This is a genomic window from Galbibacter sp. BG1 (genome assembly GCF_013391805.1).
GTDB lineage: Bacteria > Bacteroidota > Bacteroidia > Flavobacteriales > Flavobacteriaceae > Galbibacter.
In genome coordinates, this window is sequence record NZ_CP058364.1 from 2,441,993 (window position 1) to 2,457,533 (window position 15,541).

General features: G+C 41.8%; 18 protein-coding genes. 16 read left to right on the top strand and 2 right to left on the bottom strand.

Annotated elements, in window-relative coordinates; genetic code table 11:
• The first annotated feature begins 205 nt into the window (after positions 1-205).
• From HX109_RS10700 to HX109_RS10710, 3 genes are read left to right on the top strand one after another with little or no spacing between them, the layout of a single operon-like run.
• Positions 206-484: a helix-turn-helix domain-containing protein gene (locus HX109_RS10700; RefSeq protein ID WP_178951816.1), complete on the top strand. Its 279-nt coding sequence runs from the start codon at positions 206-208 to the stop codon at positions 482-484.
• Complete coding sequence (locus HX109_RS10705; RefSeq protein ID WP_178951818.1) at positions 444-1,130, top strand: hypothetical protein; 687 nt, start codon at positions 444-446, stop codon at positions 1,128-1,130. Before HX109_RS10700 ends, HX109_RS10705 begins: the two co-directional genes overlap by 41 nt.
• Positions 1,127-1,789, top strand: coding sequence for an ATPase (locus tag HX109_RS10710; protein WP_178951820.1), 663 nt, complete (start codon positions 1,127-1,129; stop codon positions 1,787-1,789). The genes HX109_RS10705 and HX109_RS10710 overlap by 4 nt, the downstream gene beginning before the upstream one ends.
• 16 nt (positions 1,790-1,805) lie before the next feature.
• On the opposite strand, the gene HX109_RS10715 is transcribed toward HX109_RS10710, so the two are convergent.
• Together HX109_RS10715 and HX109_RS10720 are read right to left on the bottom strand one after the other, a co-directional pair.
• Positions 1,806-2,027: a hypothetical protein gene (locus HX109_RS10715; protein ID WP_178951822.1), complete on the bottom strand. Its 222-nt coding sequence runs from the start codon at positions 2,025-2,027 to the stop codon at positions 1,806-1,808.
• A 150-nt stretch (positions 2,028-2,177) separates the two neighbouring features.
• A complete protein-coding gene (locus tag HX109_RS10720) occupies positions 2,178-2,606 on the bottom strand; it encodes a hypothetical protein (RefSeq protein ID WP_178951824.1) in 429 nt (142 codons plus the stop codon).
• 536 nt (positions 2,607-3,142) lie between these two features.
• Here HX109_RS10720 and HX109_RS16410 point away from each other — a divergent pair.
• From HX109_RS16410 to HX109_RS10780, 13 genes are all read left to right on the top strand, one after another.
• Positions 3,143-3,376 carry a hypothetical protein gene (locus tag HX109_RS16410; protein ID WP_410504061.1) on the top strand — a complete coding sequence of 78 codons (234 nt, stop codon included), beginning with the start codon at positions 3,143-3,145 and terminating at the stop codon, positions 3,374-3,376.
• A complete protein-coding gene (locus tag HX109_RS10725) occupies positions 3,373-4,122 on the top strand; it encodes a nucleotidyl transferase AbiEii/AbiGii toxin family protein (RefSeq protein ID WP_178951826.1) in 750 nt (249 codons plus the stop codon). Before HX109_RS16410 ends, HX109_RS10725 begins: the two co-directional genes overlap by 4 nt.
• Before the next feature lie 281 nt (positions 4,123-4,403).
• Positions 4,404-4,691, top strand: coding sequence for a hypothetical protein (locus HX109_RS10730; RefSeq protein WP_178951828.1), 288 nt, complete (start codon positions 4,404-4,406; stop codon positions 4,689-4,691).
• A 264-nt stretch (positions 4,692-4,955) separates the two neighbouring features.
• A complete protein-coding gene (locus tag HX109_RS10735) occupies positions 4,956-7,355 on the top strand; it encodes a TraG family conjugative transposon ATPase (RefSeq protein ID WP_178951829.1) in 2,400 nt (799 codons plus the stop codon).
• Complete coding sequence (locus HX109_RS10740) at positions 7,352-7,951, top strand: conjugal transfer protein (protein ID WP_410504015.1); 600 nt, start codon at positions 7,352-7,354, stop codon at positions 7,949-7,951. The genes HX109_RS10735 and HX109_RS10740 overlap by 4 nt, the downstream gene beginning before the upstream one ends.
• A gap of 2 nt (positions 7,952-7,953) precedes the next feature.
• The gene (locus HX109_RS10745; RefSeq protein ID WP_178951831.1) at positions 7,954-8,796 is read left to right on the top strand and encodes a hypothetical protein; all 843 of its coding nucleotides are present in this window, start codon (positions 7,954-7,956) and stop codon (positions 8,794-8,796) included.
• Positions 8,797-8,812: 16 nt separating this feature from the next.
• Entirely contained in the window at positions 8,813-9,427 is a 615-nt protein-coding gene (locus HX109_RS10750) for a conjugal transfer protein TraK (RefSeq protein WP_178951833.1), read from the top strand.
• 10 nt (positions 9,428-9,437) lie between these two features.
• Positions 9,438-10,373, top strand: coding sequence for a conjugative transposon protein TraM (gene traM / locus HX109_RS10755; protein WP_178951835.1), 936 nt, complete (start codon positions 9,438-9,440; stop codon positions 10,371-10,373).
• 19 nt (positions 10,374-10,392) lie between these two features.
• Entirely contained in the window at positions 10,393-11,214 is an 822-nt protein-coding gene (locus HX109_RS10760; protein WP_178951837.1) for a DUF4138 domain-containing protein, read from the top strand.
• Between the two features lie 207 nt (positions 11,215-11,421).
• The gene (locus HX109_RS10765) at positions 11,422-12,399 is read left to right on the top strand and encodes a tail fiber protein (RefSeq protein WP_178951839.1); all 978 of its coding nucleotides are present in this window, start codon (positions 11,422-11,424) and stop codon (positions 12,397-12,399) included.
• On the top strand, positions 12,389-13,345 hold the full coding sequence (locus tag HX109_RS10770; protein ID WP_178951841.1) for a hypothetical protein: 957 nt from the start codon (positions 12,389-12,391) through the stop codon (positions 13,343-13,345). The genes HX109_RS10765 and HX109_RS10770 overlap by 11 nt, the downstream gene beginning before the upstream one ends.
• A complete protein-coding gene (locus HX109_RS10775) occupies positions 13,342-14,268 on the top strand; it encodes a hypothetical protein (protein WP_178951843.1) in 927 nt (308 codons plus the stop codon). The genes HX109_RS10770 and HX109_RS10775 overlap by 4 nt, the downstream gene beginning before the upstream one ends.
• Positions 14,265-15,518, top strand: a complete 1,254-nt coding sequence (locus tag HX109_RS10780) for a hypothetical protein (RefSeq protein WP_178951845.1) — start codon at positions 14,265-14,267, stop codon at positions 15,516-15,518. The genes HX109_RS10775 and HX109_RS10780 overlap by 4 nt, the downstream gene beginning before the upstream one ends.
• Positions 15,519-15,541: the final 23 nt, after the last annotated feature.

Here is a 15,541-nt window from a genome sequence, read left to right on the forward strand (position 1 = left end):
TTTCATATCCTTGACTAAACAAGGACAGGATAAAACTTTCCAAAACACTTTAAAATTTAAAATGTTAAAATTGATTCGTAATTACGAACGCCTTGTGAAGTTTTGAACCCAAAGCACTTCAATTTTGTACAACGAAAGTCAAATCACCGCAAAGCCGTCATTTAAAAGTAAGCAACATGGCGGCTTTGTTTTAAAACAAAAACACATGGGAACAACAATCGTTACAACAGATGATCTCCGGGAATTTAAAATGGAACTGCTCGATGAGATCAAAGAGGCCTTGAACCAAGAAGGCAGGTTCCAGCAAAAAAAATGGATCCGCTCCGCCGAGGTCATGGAACTGTTGAGCATTTCCCCGGGGACCTTACAGAACCTAAGGATCAATGGGACCATCCCCTATACCAAGATCGGAGGGGTCCTGTACTACGATTCCCAGGAAATCCATGGCATCCTGGAGAAGAACCGTATCGATAACCGGTTTTGATCAGGGGGATATGAACTACATAAAGCACCTAAACCGTTTTATGGAATATGTAAGGGCTGATAAACGGATGAACCCATCCCATATCAGCCTTTATCTGGCCTATTTTCACCTTTGGAACGTTTTTCGCTTCCCGGAGGAATTTTTTGTGAGCCGCAATGAAGTCATGGAGGTGGCCAAGATCGGTTCCCCGACCACTTACCACCGCAATTTAAAGGAGCTCGATCGGTGGCACTATTTAAAATATACCCCTTCCAAAACCCGTTATAAGGGAAGTAGGATTCAGATGTACAATTTTTGTACTTCAACTGTACAACCGGTGAACCTACAGAGTCCCAAAAATGAACTTAGCACTGGACATGAGGTGGTACCTAACATAAACATAAAGAAACATAATAAACATTATAAACGCCGGAGGCCAAAAAATAAAAATTCATTGGTTCTTTTTTTTAAAGGAAATGGCGGCAATGAAAAGCAGGCCCTAAAGTTCTTTAATTACTACGAGCGATTGGGTTGGTGTACTGCGGATGAAAAAAAAATCAAGGACTGGCAAGGGCTGGCCTTGAAATGGATGGCCGGGGAGGGTCGAAAAGGACGGGAAAATTACCTGCACATTGAGAACGAAAAAGATTATTCCAAGCCCCTATGAGAGCCTATTATCCACATATCATCAAGGAAGGCGGTCTGAATTACCAGATTGGGAAATTAGAGGGAAACACGGTGTTTTATGATTTTGACAGGATTTGGATGTATCTGGATGCAAAGGGCAAAAAATCCTTTGGGGACCATTTTAGGCTCTATAAAGGGGATCGGGAGTTGATCTACAAATTGGTGAATTACTTCGTAAGGGACCTGGAGGTCTGCAAGAAGTACGGATTGGATATCCATAAGGGGATTATGCTTACGGGACCGATTGGATGCGGAAAAACCAGTTTGATGAAGCTCATGCGCCATATTACGCCACACCTAAAGCCCTATGAGGTGATCCCCTGTAGGAACATTGCTTTTGGATACAACCATATAGGCTGCAGAACCATTGAGGGTTTTGGGGATTCAGGGTACTACTGCTTTGATGACCTTGGGATCGAACAGGATGGGAAACACTACGGAAAGGACTGTAATGTGATGGGGGAGATACTACTTTCCAGGTACGACCTGTTTATAGGGCAGCAGCTCAAGACCCATGTCACGACCAACCTGGATTCCGATGAGATCGAGGGGCGCTATGGAAACCGGGTACGGAGCCGAATGCGGGAAATGTTCAATATTGTCGCTTTTGATATTGGCAGTGGGGACAAAAGGAAGTAAAACCATATTATCGACTTCAACATTTGATCCATCTTTTTCTGGACAGGTCAAATGTCTTTTCCGAATTGTGAATACTGATGAATTCTTTGTGCTTCCTTTTGTTTCCAGCGGCTTTATCCCGGCTCTTACTGAATAAATCTATAACTATATTTTGAAGATGCAGGTAAAACTTATCCATTCTGTCCATTTCAAAATCGTCGTCAAAATTATAGCTGTCCGGATCTACATCCAAATCCATATCGCGTAAAAATACATTGGATAAAAATTGATACTGTAACCGTCCTCAGGTCGGTATTGTCCCTAAACCGATATAGTGAAAAGGATACAGATTGGAATTACCGCAAATTTTTGCGCTTGCTGGAAAACATGTTTTTCCTTAGCTGATGAATCAGCCGCTTTTTTTACGAAAAAATCCTGTTAGGAAACCTTTGGATTGAATTGTGGGATCATTATCAGTTTTCGGTTTGTATTTGCTGAATTTTTTAATCCAGCCTTCATCACCAAATATCTCACCCTGCAGTCCATCCGAAATTTCGGCAACATTTTCCCCATCCATCAGAACTTTCAGTCCATCACCCATATCGTTATTTGATTGAATAACAAAAAGCAAATCATGCATAGTGTGCGTCAGAATGTTGTCTACTAAGAGCAACAATGTTTTACGCTCATCTTCATTGAAATTTGAAAGCTTCCCTTGAAGGGACTTTGTTTCCTTGGCCCGCCATTTTCCTTCCAGTAAGCCGTAAAGATGATCTAGTTGCTTATCCCGCATATTCTTAACGATAAGTTGCCCGAACTTATCCAACGATTCTTTCATAAATAGCTTATTATCAGTTTTTTGATTTGTGTTTAAGAACCTATTCCAATGGATTAAATGTAATCTATTTTTACGTTTCTTTTTTAAATAATCGTGGAATTTCATTAAATGTGGCACTAAGTGTAAACGCCAATATACATTCTGTTTTTGAAGTGATTTTGGGATAGTCAATGGGATAGGTCCCATATCTTTGGGGTCTTAAACACGTGTTTTTATTTTCATTACTTAAAAAAACAAAATTCTAAAATAGTGGGGAACGGTAATTAATATTTTCCAGTAACATTTGAAATTAGGATTGTAAGGTTTGGTGAATTTTAATTCTTCCAAAGGATAATCTCGATGGCCGTTATGGAAACCGGATGTGGAGCCGAATGCGGGAAATGTTCAATATCGTCGCTTTTGGCAGGGGCAGTGGGGATAAAAGGGGGAAATAATAGATGGATCTCAGTCAAATATTTAAAAAATCAGTATCTTTGTAAGATATGAAAAAGCGAGTAAATATAGCTGAAAATTTTCCCAAGCATTTGTTTTGGGACATGGATCCTAGTAGGCTCTCTATTAAAGAGGATAAGACTATTATTATCCCCAGGGCTTTATTTGCTACCACAAAGGAAAGTTTTGAATCGGACATTTTAAAATTGGAACATTTTTACCCAAAAAAGGAAATACTTTCAGTTTTGAAAAATACAAAGGAACATATCAGCAATGAAGTTTGTAGATTGGTCGCCAAACGTTATCATTCAAAACCTTTTTTACGTTACTCCCTATGAATTCGGTAAGTCCGAGACTTTTTCAAACTATCAAGGAATTACAAAGTTTTAACAGCTTATCTTCTTTTGCATTGGCTGGGGGTACCAACCTTGCGTTGCGCTTTAATCACAGGGAATCCATAGATATTGATTTATTTTGTACGGATATAATGGGTTATAGCGGTTTTCGGTCCATCCGTGAAGAAGCTAGGGCTTTCTATGGGGACAAGGTCTTCAATTTTGTAGACCCGACAGATATTAATGATCAATTCACTTTTTTGAGGTTTTTTGTGCAAAACGATGCCATGATCATAAAGGTGGATATTATCCAAAACATGAAGGCGGTATATCAGTTTGAAGAGGTTAATGGAATACGGTTGTATGATATAAGGGACATAGGCCTTTTTAAACTTTTGAGTGCTTCAAGCCGACCGGCCAAAAAGGATATCTACGATCTTTATTACATCACCAATGATATTCCCTTAAACGATCTTTATGAAGAATTGCTGAACAAACATATTCGTTTCAATAAAGAAGAAGACCGTTCTATTTTTGATTTGGATAAAGAAGAGACAGCGATAGAAAATCCTTTGTTGTTGCTTCGATTTGACAAAAAGTATAGGGTGGCAAAAGACAAAATAATGCATACACATGATAATATAGTGACCATGGATAACGCAGCATCGTGGCAAGTTGCCAGTATCCAATGGAGGATGCGTGTAAGGAAGTTGTGTGCGCATTTAAAAATAGATTTTCCTTCTCCCTAATCATTTTTATATTTCTTCAAACTTTTATAGGTCGACTGCATAAAAAATCATTTGGGTTTTCCCGAATTTGCTTTTTTTAAGGATTTTTGATGTCTTCCCAATGCTACTTATCAACATACGGTTTTCAGTCCGTAATTTATTTTGGGGCCATTTAAAATTTTTTCAACCCAATCAAATACATCCTATATTTTATCCTCAAATTACTGAATATAAGTACTTTATATTGATGTATGATGTAGTTTTCCATTACAGACCAAACGTAGAATTTAAAAGTTTTGATGATGAGAAAATTACTATTGTTTTTAACGGTGTCCTTTGGGTTCTCCAAGGCACTATTTGCGCAAATTGGCGGGATTGAAGATTCCGTGAACGATATTTCCAATACCATCCGTGCCATTTTTCCGATCATACTGGGGGTCATTTTTTTGGTGGGCTTCCTTTTCAATGCGGGACACTTTTTCGGTGAGAATGCCGACCTTAAGCGGGGCATTACCCGGGTACTTGTCTTTGTGCTGATCGCAGGGGCAGTGGTGGGGATCTTTACGTACCTGATAGGCATTGTGGTGTAATGAAAAGTTTTGCGGTCTATCGGCACATCCGCCAAAGGGCGGTCATCATGGGGCTTTCCATTTCCATGTTTGCCGTCATGATGCTCAGTGTACTGGCCTCTTTATTGGTCATTATCTTTTCCTTTGGCCTAGGGGTGCTACTGGCTGCCCTTGCCTTTAACGGGACATTGTACGCTGCCTTACTGCGCAGTCATTTGTTCGTTTTTTCTATCCGGAGCCGGTTTCCCAAAACCATTAGTAACAAGAAACTGAATTTTTTGGCCTATGAACCTTAATGCACACCATCCCATCTTGGACATTCAGGAGAATGTGGTCTTTGCCTCCAATGGCAATGTCGCCTGTTGCTATAAGGTGGGATTGCCAGAGATCTATTCATTGTCGGAAACGGATTTTGAAGCCCTGCACGGGATGTGGTTCCAAGGGCTGAAATCGCTTCCCACCGGGACCGTTGTCCACAAACAGGATTGGTACCGGCAGGCGTCCTATGATACGGCATGCATGCCAAGTACCTTTTTTTTACAGAAGGCAACCAGGGATTATTTCCAAGGACGCTCCCATTTGGCGCACCAAAGCTATTTATTTTTTGTCCTGCCCTTATCCCACAATCCCGGACGTATGGTCAATCCCTTCCGAAAGCAAGAAAAGGCCATTTACCGAAAACTGGACCATCAGGTATCGGGGTTCAGGGAAGCGGTTCATGATTCGGTGGCCTTTATCAATAACAGTGGGCGTATCCGATTGGAAGCCTTGGACGGTACGGCCATCCTTCAGCTGGGGCAAAGTTATTTCAACGGCTTCCAGACCGAAGTGGATACCGATCTGGTATTGGATAGGAACGGCATCCGTGCGGGGGAGGGGTGGTTGGAACTTTTGGCCATAACCAATGAAAAGTGTTTTGGTGGAACGGTACAGACCAGTAAGGTCAACCCCCGTTTTACCTCTGACTCTTTTACCTTCCACCAGGGATTCGTGGACGGTCTCGGGCTGGACCTGTCGGCAGACCATATGGTGAACCATATTGTTTTTATGGATGACCGGCACCGCTGGCGAAAAATCCTTGATAAGCGGGTGGAGGAACTCAAAAAGAGCATACGTTTTGGTTCCCAAAATGCCGTAGTGCTCAAAAAGGTACAACAGGTGTTGGACAACCTCAATTCCGATGAGGGGTTACGTATGGTAAGGGGGCATTTCAATGTGTTGGTATGGGACCGGGATCCACAGTCCTTACAAATGGCCTGTTCCAAAATAAAGGCGGTCTGCAAGGAGTTGGACATCACCCCTTACATCCCCAAAGGGGAAAACCGCAAACATTATTACCTGAATTCATTTTTTGCACATGCCCCTAACCTTTCCGGGGAGGATTGCTATGTGACCGACCTTAAACATGCCCTTTGCCTATGGCCCAATGTCACCAATTACCATTCCGATGCGGAAGGTGTGCTTTTTAACGACCGACAGTTCAACATCCCCGTTAAAAAGGACGTATGGGATACCGATAAGAAAAGGATCAAGGCCAGGAATTTTGCCATTTTTGCCCCGACAGGGGAAGGGAAGTCCTTTTTGGCCAACAACATACTAAGGCAATACTTTGAGGAAGGGGTGCGCCTGGTCATCATAGACCTTGGCGGTTCCTATACGAAGTTTGCCACCCTTTATCCGCAGGATCACGTTGTGCTCCGGTATGAAGAAGGGAAAAACCTGGGCATCAACCCCTTCTATATCCAAGGGGAAGCAGACCTTACCCCAGAGCGTTTGGAAGACCTGATGGTCTTTTTAAGGGAACTGATGCACGGGGACGAGCCTCCATCCAAGAGAAAGGAAGTGGCCCTGAAAAAAGTTCTCCTCCATTATTATTCAAAGGTACGTTCCGGGCATTCCCTGACCTCCCTGTACAAATTTGTGGCGGAAAGGAAGGATCGGATCCTGGAAGTGCTGGGACTGTTGGAGGAAGATTTCAGTCCCTATGTTTTCCTTCACATCCTTTCTGAATATGTCGAGGGTGGGCTCTATGGCTTTTTGTTCAACAGTGGTGGGGACGGCAGTTTTAAAATTGAGGACAAGCGGCTGATCATCTTTGAACTGGACGAAGTCCGGGACAACAAGGAGGTACTGTCCGTAATGCTCAAGCTCATTAAGACCGCTGTCCAGCGCACCATTTGGAGCAACCGTTCGGAACGTGGGGTTATTTTATTCGATGAATTTGCCAAACAGCTCAAATTCAACAATGTACTGGAAAGTGTGGAATTCTATTACCAGGCCATCCGGAAACAGAACGGGGCGATCGGGATCATTTTACAATCGATCAACCAGCTTCCCGACAATGGCACCGCCGCCAGTATTTTGGAGAACACCCAGGTGATCTACAGCCTGCGAAACCAAAAGGGATATGACGATCTGGCAAAGCGCCTGAAACTTTCTGCGCATGATGTGAACCAGTTGCGCTCCCTACAGAACAGCTTCAGTGGAAAACAGAAATATACGGAGATCTTCCTAAAGATCGGGAAGGAAAGCAATGTTTTCCGATTGGAGGTCCCCCCGGAGGCCTATGCCGCCTACCTGACCGATGGGACAGAGAACGCCCTCATTATGCAGCTCCATAAAGAACTGGGCTGTATGGAAAAAGCCATCAAGGCCTTTGTGAAACAACATTTAAAACAGAAATGATGAGAACTATTTTTATGTACAGAAAAAACGGTTGTCTGTGGCTATTGTTGATGGCCATATCCTGTATGCCCACACAGGCTTTGTGCCAAGGCATGCCGGTCTATGACAATACCAACTTTATCAGCTTGGCCAAACAGCTGATCGAATCCGGTAAACAGACCTCGCAGATGGTACAGACGGTCAAGTTCCTAAAGCAACAGAAGGACAATCTGGAAAAGGTGAATTCCGTGATCCGACAGCTGAAGGCCCTACGGGAACTGACGGCCAATAACGAAAGGCTTTTCAATATGGTGCGAAACGATCTAAGGAGGGTGCTGGACTCCCCCTATATCAAGGCGGAAGAAGTGGATCGGATATCGGCCTCTTTTGATGCCATAATGGTCAACGCCGTGGAAAGTTTGGCGTATGTGGAACAGATCCTGTCCAGTGACCTTTTAAAAATGGGAGATTCCGACCGATTACGGTTGTTGCAGCAGCAGGAAGAGGACTCCCGGGAAATGGTGGCCGAGATCGAAGGGAAGGTCAGAAGGTACGAAGAGCTGATATCCTTCCGTAAAATGCAGGCAGTTATCAATACCAGGGCAGCAAGGAACTGAAGATGGCTGGGATAGTGTTGAATATCGGTTTGGAATATGTGGACAGTGTCTTTCAGGTGATCAAGGACAGTGACTTTTCCCAATACACGCTTACCGGGATGAAGTCCTTGGCGGTGTTGTTGTTCTTGGTCAACATCCTTAAAAAGTACAACGAGGGCATTGTGGACAGGGAGGGCTACACCTGGGGACTGTCCCCTGCAGAGCTCGCCAAGAATTTTGCAGTGGTGCTGTTGGTCATCTTTTCCACCCAGGTTCTAGGTTTTTTCGATGCGCTCCTGGTATCGATCGAGAGCGGTTACCGCGATACGGCTCCGGCACTCCTTCCCCTGCAGTTGCAGGAGGTTGACCTGGAACGGGAAGTGGGTGCCATGGAAGCCGCCAAAAAAGCATTGTCGCTTTTGTATGATGCCTTGGTGACCCCGCTCTATGGAATGAAACTATTGGCCTTTATCCTCGCTGTCTTTCTATGGCTCATGGACCTGTTCATCTATCCGTTGTTCCTGGCAGAGCGTTATTTCCTGTTGGGGATCATGCAGGCCTTCTTCCCGTTGGTGATCAGTCTGGCCGTGTTCGAAAAGTTTCGTGGGCTGGCCTATAATTACTTTAAACTATATGCCGGGGTCTATATGTTGGTGCCCGCGTTTTTTCTGGTCAATGTATTTGTCAACAACCTATACCGTGAAATCAGCGGTAATTTCTGGAACACCCTTTTCGGAACCGATTGGGGCTCGGAATTTTTTGCCCCCATGATCGAACTGGCAACGGTCGGTTTCATTGTCCTTGTAAAATTCAAGCTCTACAGACGGGCAACCTCCTTTGTCTTCAGGTTGTTCATGGGAAGTTAATATAAACGATATGCTTATGAAACTCAAAAGCCCTTATAAAAACATATACACAGTACTTCAGCTCAACCGATGGGTTGTCCTGGCCTCCATCATCGGAAGTGTGATCACCACGGTCGTATCCCTCTTGATGGTCATCAAACTCCATAAGGAAACCATCCGAAATGCCTTTGTGGTAAGTAGGGAAGGGGATGTGATCCCTTTGGAAATTGCCAATAACAGGGAAAACCTGAAAATAGAGGCCTTGGCCCACTTGGAAAAATTCCACCGCTATTTCTATGGGCTGGAGGCCGGGGGCTATAAAACCCAGATAGAAAAGGCCCTTTGGCTGGGGGACAGTTCGGTGGATGAAGTGTACCGCCAGAAAAAAATGGAAGGGTTCTACAACCGATTGGTGCAATATGCCCTGGTACAGCAGGTAAAGGAAGTGTCTTCCGAGGTACTTATTCAGGATGATGTGATCAGTTTTAAGTGCCGTGTACTCTTTGAAATAAGCAGGGGGACGGTCACCGATCGGTACGAGCTTCAGACCAGTGGGGAGTTGATGCAGGTCAAAAGGAACTTTCCCCACAACCCCCATGGTCTTTTGATCAAAGGGTTTTTTGAAAACAGTTTACAAAAGTTGGAACCTTAAATATATTGACATGGAACTTTTAAAAGATAAAAAGAAACTGGTCTTTATGGCCATGGTGTTATGTACCCTACTCTTTATAGGGGCATACGGACTGCTCTATTTTGGGGATTCCAAGGAGCCCCAATTGGGACCGGAGCGTTTGTTGGTGCCAAAAGTGGAAGGGGAGCCCGATTCATATGGTTCCCGTCTAGAGGCGGTGGAAGCCCTGGAGGAGGAACAGCAGACAGAAGCCCCCAGTCCCTATCAGAACAGGTATATCGATTCCTTGGGATATTACGATCCCCAGCTCATGGATAAAAAAAAGAAACGGATGATCGATAGCGTCTATGAACTGGGGGTAAAGCGGTATGAACGCTTACAAGAGGTACGGAGCTATGATACCGATGTGGTCAAAAACGAAACGATTGTGGCTCCGGTTGATACCATAAAGGTGGATGAAAAAAATAGCTTGGAAATAAACCTTGTTTCCGTGGAGGAATTGGGCTTGGCCCACGAACTTTTCTTTGCCTCGAACCCGATTGTTGGAAAAGAGGGAAGTGAAAATGGGATAGTACTGGAAGTTGATGGCACACAAACGGTAAAAGCAAAGGAGCGGTTACAAATGCGGTTGAAAAGGGATGTCCAGGTTCATGGTCAAAATTTTAAGAAGGATACCAGGGTCTATGGGACCGTCACCTTTCAACCGAACAGGGTGCTGTTAAAAATCGAGTACATCAATCACGATCCAATCGGCTTGGAAGCTTATGACTTTCAGGATGGCCTAAAAGGGATCTATATCAGGAACAGTTTCCGATCGGATGCGAAAAGGGAGGTGTTGGGGGATATGATCGAGGATGTCAATATTGCCGGGGTCCCACAGATCAACGGACTTAAGAGGATATTCCAACGGAGCAATAGAAATGTTAGGGTAACGGTACATGATGGTTACCGGCTTTTATTGAAATAACGAATTAAAAATTAAGACTATGAAAAATTGGGTTTTTGTAATTGTGGTATGTTGCATCTACGGGGTGCATGGACAAGAAAGGACGGATACCATTTATGTGAATGAGAAAAAAGTGGTGGGGGTGTTTTTTCCTTCAGGGATACGCCAGGCCATTGTTGGCGGGAATCATTTTAGTTTTACCTACAACAAGGAAAAGATGCAATATTTTGGATTGGTACAGGGCGTAATTGGGGACGATGGGAACCTACTATGTGTGACCGCAGCAGGAAAAGTATATTCCTTTATCCTTAGCTACCGGGACTCCCTGCCAAAGTTGAATTATTTTGTGGGGCCTATGGATCATATCGGCTTGGAGAAGCCAGTGTTAAAGGAGCAAACACCGAAGGTAACGGAACCTGATTCTTTAAGGTATGAAAGGTTCTGTAAGTATTTATTGGGAGAAAAGTCCAGGCCTATAAAAGTTACCCGTCAGAACGGACTCATTTTAAAAATGGAACAGCTTGTATACCACGGGGATGAAATGTATTTGGTCATGGAGTTCATCAATAATTCCGAAATTGATTTTGAAGTAGGTAGTATGGAGATGTTTAGGATTCGTGGGGATAAAAAACGTAAGGCTTCTTTTCAAGAACTTAAATTAAATACTATAGCCGAACACGGAGCCCCAAGTGTATTGAAGTCCAATGGGAAACAAAGATTTGTAATTGTTTTTTCTAAATACGTTAGTGGAAAAGGTAGCGATTATAAAATTTTTTTTAGTGAAGAGAATGGACATAGAATCCTTCGAATGTCTGTTAGTGAAAGTTTATTAATTAGAAAGGATAAATTCAAGACAAAATAGCAATTTTTACCATCCAGACAATAAATTTTTTTAAACACTATAGTAAAAATATTCATTGTAAAAACCTTATAGAAAGCACTTTTAAGCTTTATTTTAAATTTTTGTTAATAATTTTAACAGAATTGTTTTTAATTTTAAGAAAATATTCTAACTTTGAAGGCTTTACATCTATAAATAAGAAAAAATTTAACCTAACCATGCTATTTAATGAATTTATATTCTTCGCCCAAGAGTCTTTTACTACTCGTAATGTCTCTTCAATTTTTTTCATTACTTGCTCAAAAGCAGTTTAATGAAATATTATCTCCAGATACGATTGATACTGGTCTTTATTATCAAGCGGGTCCAGGAGGTAACAATACCGTCGATTGGACTTATCCTTATGGTTCTAAAATAACTATGAATGCCGGTGCGTATAGAAATTTCGAACTACTCACTACACATTATCCTTTAGGTGATTTATTGCTTCGGCAATATTCGCCCGGTGACAGCCAATGGTCAGGTTGGCGGCAAATTTTGGTTACCGATGAAAATAAAAATTTAGGTCTTGGAATTGCCGATCCCCAATCTAAGCTGGATGTTTATAAAGAAATTCGAATTAGTAGTTTGACTGAAAGAGAAAGTACTTTTTTTCGGATAAATAGAGGTAGTTCTGGTAGGGATACAGGGGCAATTTCTTTTGGACAGGATAATAATTATGTATGGTACACCGGATTGCTATATCGGGGAGGCGCGCCAAATTCTGATTTCTTTATAAGCCAGTTCCATCAAATACGGGACGGTAACGGTAACTTTGTGCATACTCCAGAATTCACAATCCTCCAGAATGGAAACATAGGTATTGGGACTATTAATCCAGATGCAAGGCTAGCGGTTAAGGGTAATATCCACGCTCAGGAGGTTAAACTTGATCTTGTTGGTGCGGTTGCTCCAGATTATGTTTTTAAGGATGATTATAAACTGAAGAGTATTGAGGAGGTAGAGCAGTTTATCAATAGGGAAGGGCATTTGCCAAATGTACCTTCTGCGGAAGACTTGGAAAAAGATGGTTTGGATCTTAAACAAATGAACTTAAGGCTATTGGAGAAAATAGAGGAACTTACCCTTTACGTAATTCAATTGAAAAATGAAAATAAAACCCAACAGATTGCCATCGAACGACTTATAAACGCCTATGAAAAATAAATTACTAATATTCTTTTTTCTGTTAATTCCTTTTATTCATTGTCTTTCTCAAACTATTGATGCTTCTTACTTGAATCCCATTTTAGGTAGTAGTGAATATAAATTTTTAAGATTCGGAAACGATGCTGAGTACACTTCTGGTTTTATGTGGAACAAAACAAATCTTAATTATGGAGACGGAGATGATTTTTCAATTTTCACTTACAATAATAGGGACATAACATTTAGGACAGGAACAGGAAATTTAATTGTTTTTCCAACCGAGGGTGGCAATATGGGAGTTGGCACCAAAAACCCTCTCGGAAAGCTCCATTTAAAAGGGAACTTATATTTAGATGGCAACGAATCAGTTAATGGATGGGGAAAAACTAGAGTTCATTGGAAAGGACATTCATTGATTTTTGGCACCCTACCAGGGCGCTATGCCCATAATCTTATTGAATTAAAACCCGGTGGTTCAACTAGTGGAGAATTATATTCTTCGATGGAGTTCTACCAAGCTATTGGGGAAAACAATCATGAAAAAAGAATTCGTATAACTTCACATAGCAGCTATCCTACGTTTTTCAATGCAGGAAACGTAGGAATAGGTACTGAAGACCCCGGTTCTTGGAAACTTGCGGTAAATGGAAAAATACGGGCAAAAGAAATAAAAGTGGAAACAGTTGGTTGGAGTGATTTTGTTTTTGAGAAAGATTACAATCTCCCAACCTTGGAAGAGGTAGATCAACATATTAAGCAAAAGGGTCATTTAAAAGATATTCCATCGGCTAAGGAGGTTGCCGAAAATGGAATCTTTTTAGGAAAAATGGATGCGAAACTCTTACAAAAAATAGAGGAACTCACTTTGTATACCATAGAGCAGCAAAAGTTAATAGAAAGGCAGGAAGCAATGCTTATCGAAATGAAAGAGGAAATTGAGAACCTTAAGAAGAGAAAGCGATGAAAAAGATGTTTGTTGTTTTAAACGTTTTAATAGGTTTTTATGGGCACCCTCAAAGTAATGCTTTTCCACCTTCCGGAAATGTTGGGATTGGGATTTTAAACCCGTCAGCGGATTTGGAAATATATAATTTTGATGGAGAGTCCAATCTTAAAGTGTATACAAATCAATTTAATGGAATCGCAAAACTTGAGCTGGCCGGGGGCGTTGATTCTGCTGGGGGAAATTATTCAGGATGGAGCATATATCATTCAAATAATCATACTAGGAAGGATCTTTATTTTAGATATAGGCTCGAAGGAAGTCCAGAAATTGTATTTACAAACGATGGGCATTTAGGTGTAGGATCATCAAATCCGCAAGCAATGTTGGAAGTATTTGACTATTCTGAATTAGCGGACTTTAAAATCTATACAAATCAGCATGATGGAATAGCTAAACTTGAAATAGCCGGTGGAGTGGATGAATTTGGAGGCAAATATTCGGGATGGAGCATATTTCACTCCTATAATAAGACGGGCAAAGATTTACATTTCAGACATGGATTAAACGGTGATCCCAGTATTATTTTTACCGATGATGGTAACATGGGTATTGGCATAATTAGTCCAGGATCATGGAAACTTGCTGTAAATGGAAAAATAAGGGCCAAAGAAATAAAAGTGGAGACAAGTGGATGGAGCGATTTTGTTTTTGACGAAGGGTACAATCTTCCGAAACTGGATGAAGTAGAAAAACATATTCAAGAAAAAGGGCATTTAAAGGATATTCCATCAGCGGAGGAAGTTTCCGAAAATGGAATATTCTTGGGGGAAATGAATGCCAAGCTTCTTCAGAAAATAGAAGAGTTGACTTTGTACGTCATTGAGCAAAATAAAAGAATTGAAAAATTGGAATCCAAACTGGAAAACTGCAATCAACCATGAGAGTTAAAATCAACACAATAATAATATTTGGCTTTCTTCTTTTTGGAAAGGCCTCTATGTCTTTTGGACAGCAAACCAATTATGATGTTTATGCAGGCGATGGGAACGGTTTCCGCTTTTGGAACGGTAGCAACAGCTATAAAATTCATATGGGTAATACTGGCGAGTATCGTTATGGACCGGTCACGGATTATAGCATCAAGACAAATATGCACAATACTCCCGGGAGGGGCTGGACGTGGGGAGTCGATGGTGTAAAACCTATTGCCGGGTTGAGCAATACGGGGAATTTTCAGGTAGATGGAAATTTAACAGCTTTAAAAAGGTTGGGTATCGGGGTCACCGATCCTTCAACCTATATAGATGTTATAAATACAGAACCAAGCGAAAGCTTTTTAAGGTTTCGTGTAAACGATGCCTTGGACGATTATTTTATGATAGCCAATACCACAGTTGAAGATGGGCAATTTATTCCGCTACTTAAGGGGAGGCATGTTACTGATAACAGGGCGGCAATAACTTTTATGGGTGAGATTGGCCCAGGCAACGATACAGGTAATGCACCAATAGTATCCTTTAATGCCAGGAAGATTGATGCAAAGGTGGTTAACAGACCTTTGTTTGCTTGGGCGAATTATTCCACGCACTTAATGACGCTGGATGCTCAGGGTAGATTGGGAATAGGCACCACCAGCACACCAAAAAGCACTTTAGAGGTCAGGGGTGTGATTACATCATCTTCGAACACAACATCCAATTACGTTACCAGTTTTTTTACAAGTGGTGATGGCAACGCTTACATGAACTTTGTAGGGGGTGATGAAGGTAGCAGGATAGGCTTCCAGATTGATGGTGGGAGCGTAATGAGTATTTACAACAACAGAAGTGTAGGGATAAATACTTCCAGTACTGGTAGCCATAAACTGGCAGTTGGCGGATCCATTGGAGCAAGAGAAGTGAAAGTAGAAGTGGGGACTTGGAGCGATTTTGTGTTTAAAGATGATTATAATCTTCCAACCCTAGATGAAGTTGAAACACACATCAAGGAAAAAGGACATTTACAGGATATCCCATCGGCGGAAGAGGTTGAAAAAGAAGGCATCAATTTAGGTGAGATGAATGCAAAGCTATTGCAAAAGATTGAAGAGTTGACTCTTTACCTAATAGAAGAGCACAAAACCAACTTAAAGTTGTTACAAAGAGTTGAGTTCTTGGAAAGGCAGGCTGGGAAAGAAAGCAAAGCAGAGTAGTAATGTTTTAAAATCCATTAGGA

What these genes read in the sequence shown, in the direction of transcription:
- HX109_RS10730 (WP_178951828.1), top strand. Translation starts at nt 4,404, where the DNA reads ATGAGAAAATTACTATTGTTTTTAACGGTGTCCTTTGGGTTCTCCAAG.
- HX109_RS10700 (WP_178951816.1), top strand. Translation starts at nt 206, where the DNA reads ATGGGAACAACAATCGTTACAACAGATGATCTCCGGGAATTTAAAATG.
- HX109_RS10745 (WP_178951831.1), top strand. Translation starts at nt 7,954, where the DNA reads ATGGCTGGGATAGTGTTGAATATCGGTTTGGAATATGTGGACAGTGTC.
- HX109_RS10710 (WP_178951820.1), top strand. Translation starts at nt 1,127, where the DNA reads ATGAGAGCCTATTATCCACATATCATCAAGGAAGGCGGTCTGAATTAC.
- HX109_RS16410 (WP_410504061.1), top strand. Translation starts at nt 3,143, where the DNA reads ATGGATCCTAGTAGGCTCTCTATTAAAGAGGATAAGACTATTATTATC.
- HX109_RS10725 (WP_178951826.1), top strand. Translation starts at nt 3,373, where the DNA reads ATGAATTCGGTAAGTCCGAGACTTTTTCAAACTATCAAGGAATTACAA.
- HX109_RS10740 (WP_410504015.1), top strand. Translation starts at nt 7,352, where the DNA reads ATGATGAGAACTATTTTTATGTACAGAAAAAACGGTTGTCTGTGGCTA.
- traM (WP_178951835.1), top strand. Translation starts at nt 9,438, where the DNA reads ATGGAACTTTTAAAAGATAAAAAGAAACTGGTCTTTATGGCCATGGTG.
- HX109_RS10720 (WP_178951824.1), bottom strand. Translation starts at nt 2,606, where the DNA reads ATGAAAGAATCGTTGGATAAGTTCGGGCAACTTATCGTTAAGAATATG.
- HX109_RS10760 (WP_178951837.1), top strand. Translation starts at nt 10,393, where the DNA reads ATGAAAAATTGGGTTTTTGTAATTGTGGTATGTTGCATCTACGGGGTG.
- HX109_RS10775 (WP_178951843.1), top strand. Translation starts at nt 13,342, where the DNA reads ATGAAAAAGATGTTTGTTGTTTTAAACGTTTTAATAGGTTTTTATGGG.
- HX109_RS10750 (WP_178951833.1), top strand. Translation starts at nt 8,813, where the DNA reads ATGAAACTCAAAAGCCCTTATAAAAACATATACACAGTACTTCAGCTC.
- HX109_RS10705 (WP_178951818.1), top strand. Translation starts at nt 444, where the DNA reads ATGGCATCCTGGAGAAGAACCGTATCGATAACCGGTTTTGATCAGGGG.
- HX109_RS10770 (WP_178951841.1), top strand. Translation starts at nt 12,389, where the DNA reads ATGAAAAATAAATTACTAATATTCTTTTTTCTGTTAATTCCTTTTATT.
- HX109_RS10780 (WP_178951845.1), top strand. Translation starts at nt 14,265, where the DNA reads ATGAGAGTTAAAATCAACACAATAATAATATTTGGCTTTCTTCTTTTT.
- HX109_RS10735 (WP_178951829.1), top strand. Translation starts at nt 4,956, where the DNA reads ATGAACCTTAATGCACACCATCCCATCTTGGACATTCAGGAGAATGTG.
- HX109_RS10765 (WP_178951839.1), top strand. Translation starts at nt 11,422, where the DNA reads ATGAATTTATATTCTTCGCCCAAGAGTCTTTTACTACTCGTAATGTCT.
- HX109_RS10715 (WP_178951822.1), bottom strand. Translation starts at nt 2,027, where the DNA reads ATGGATTTGGATGTAGATCCGGACAGCTATAATTTTGACGACGATTTT.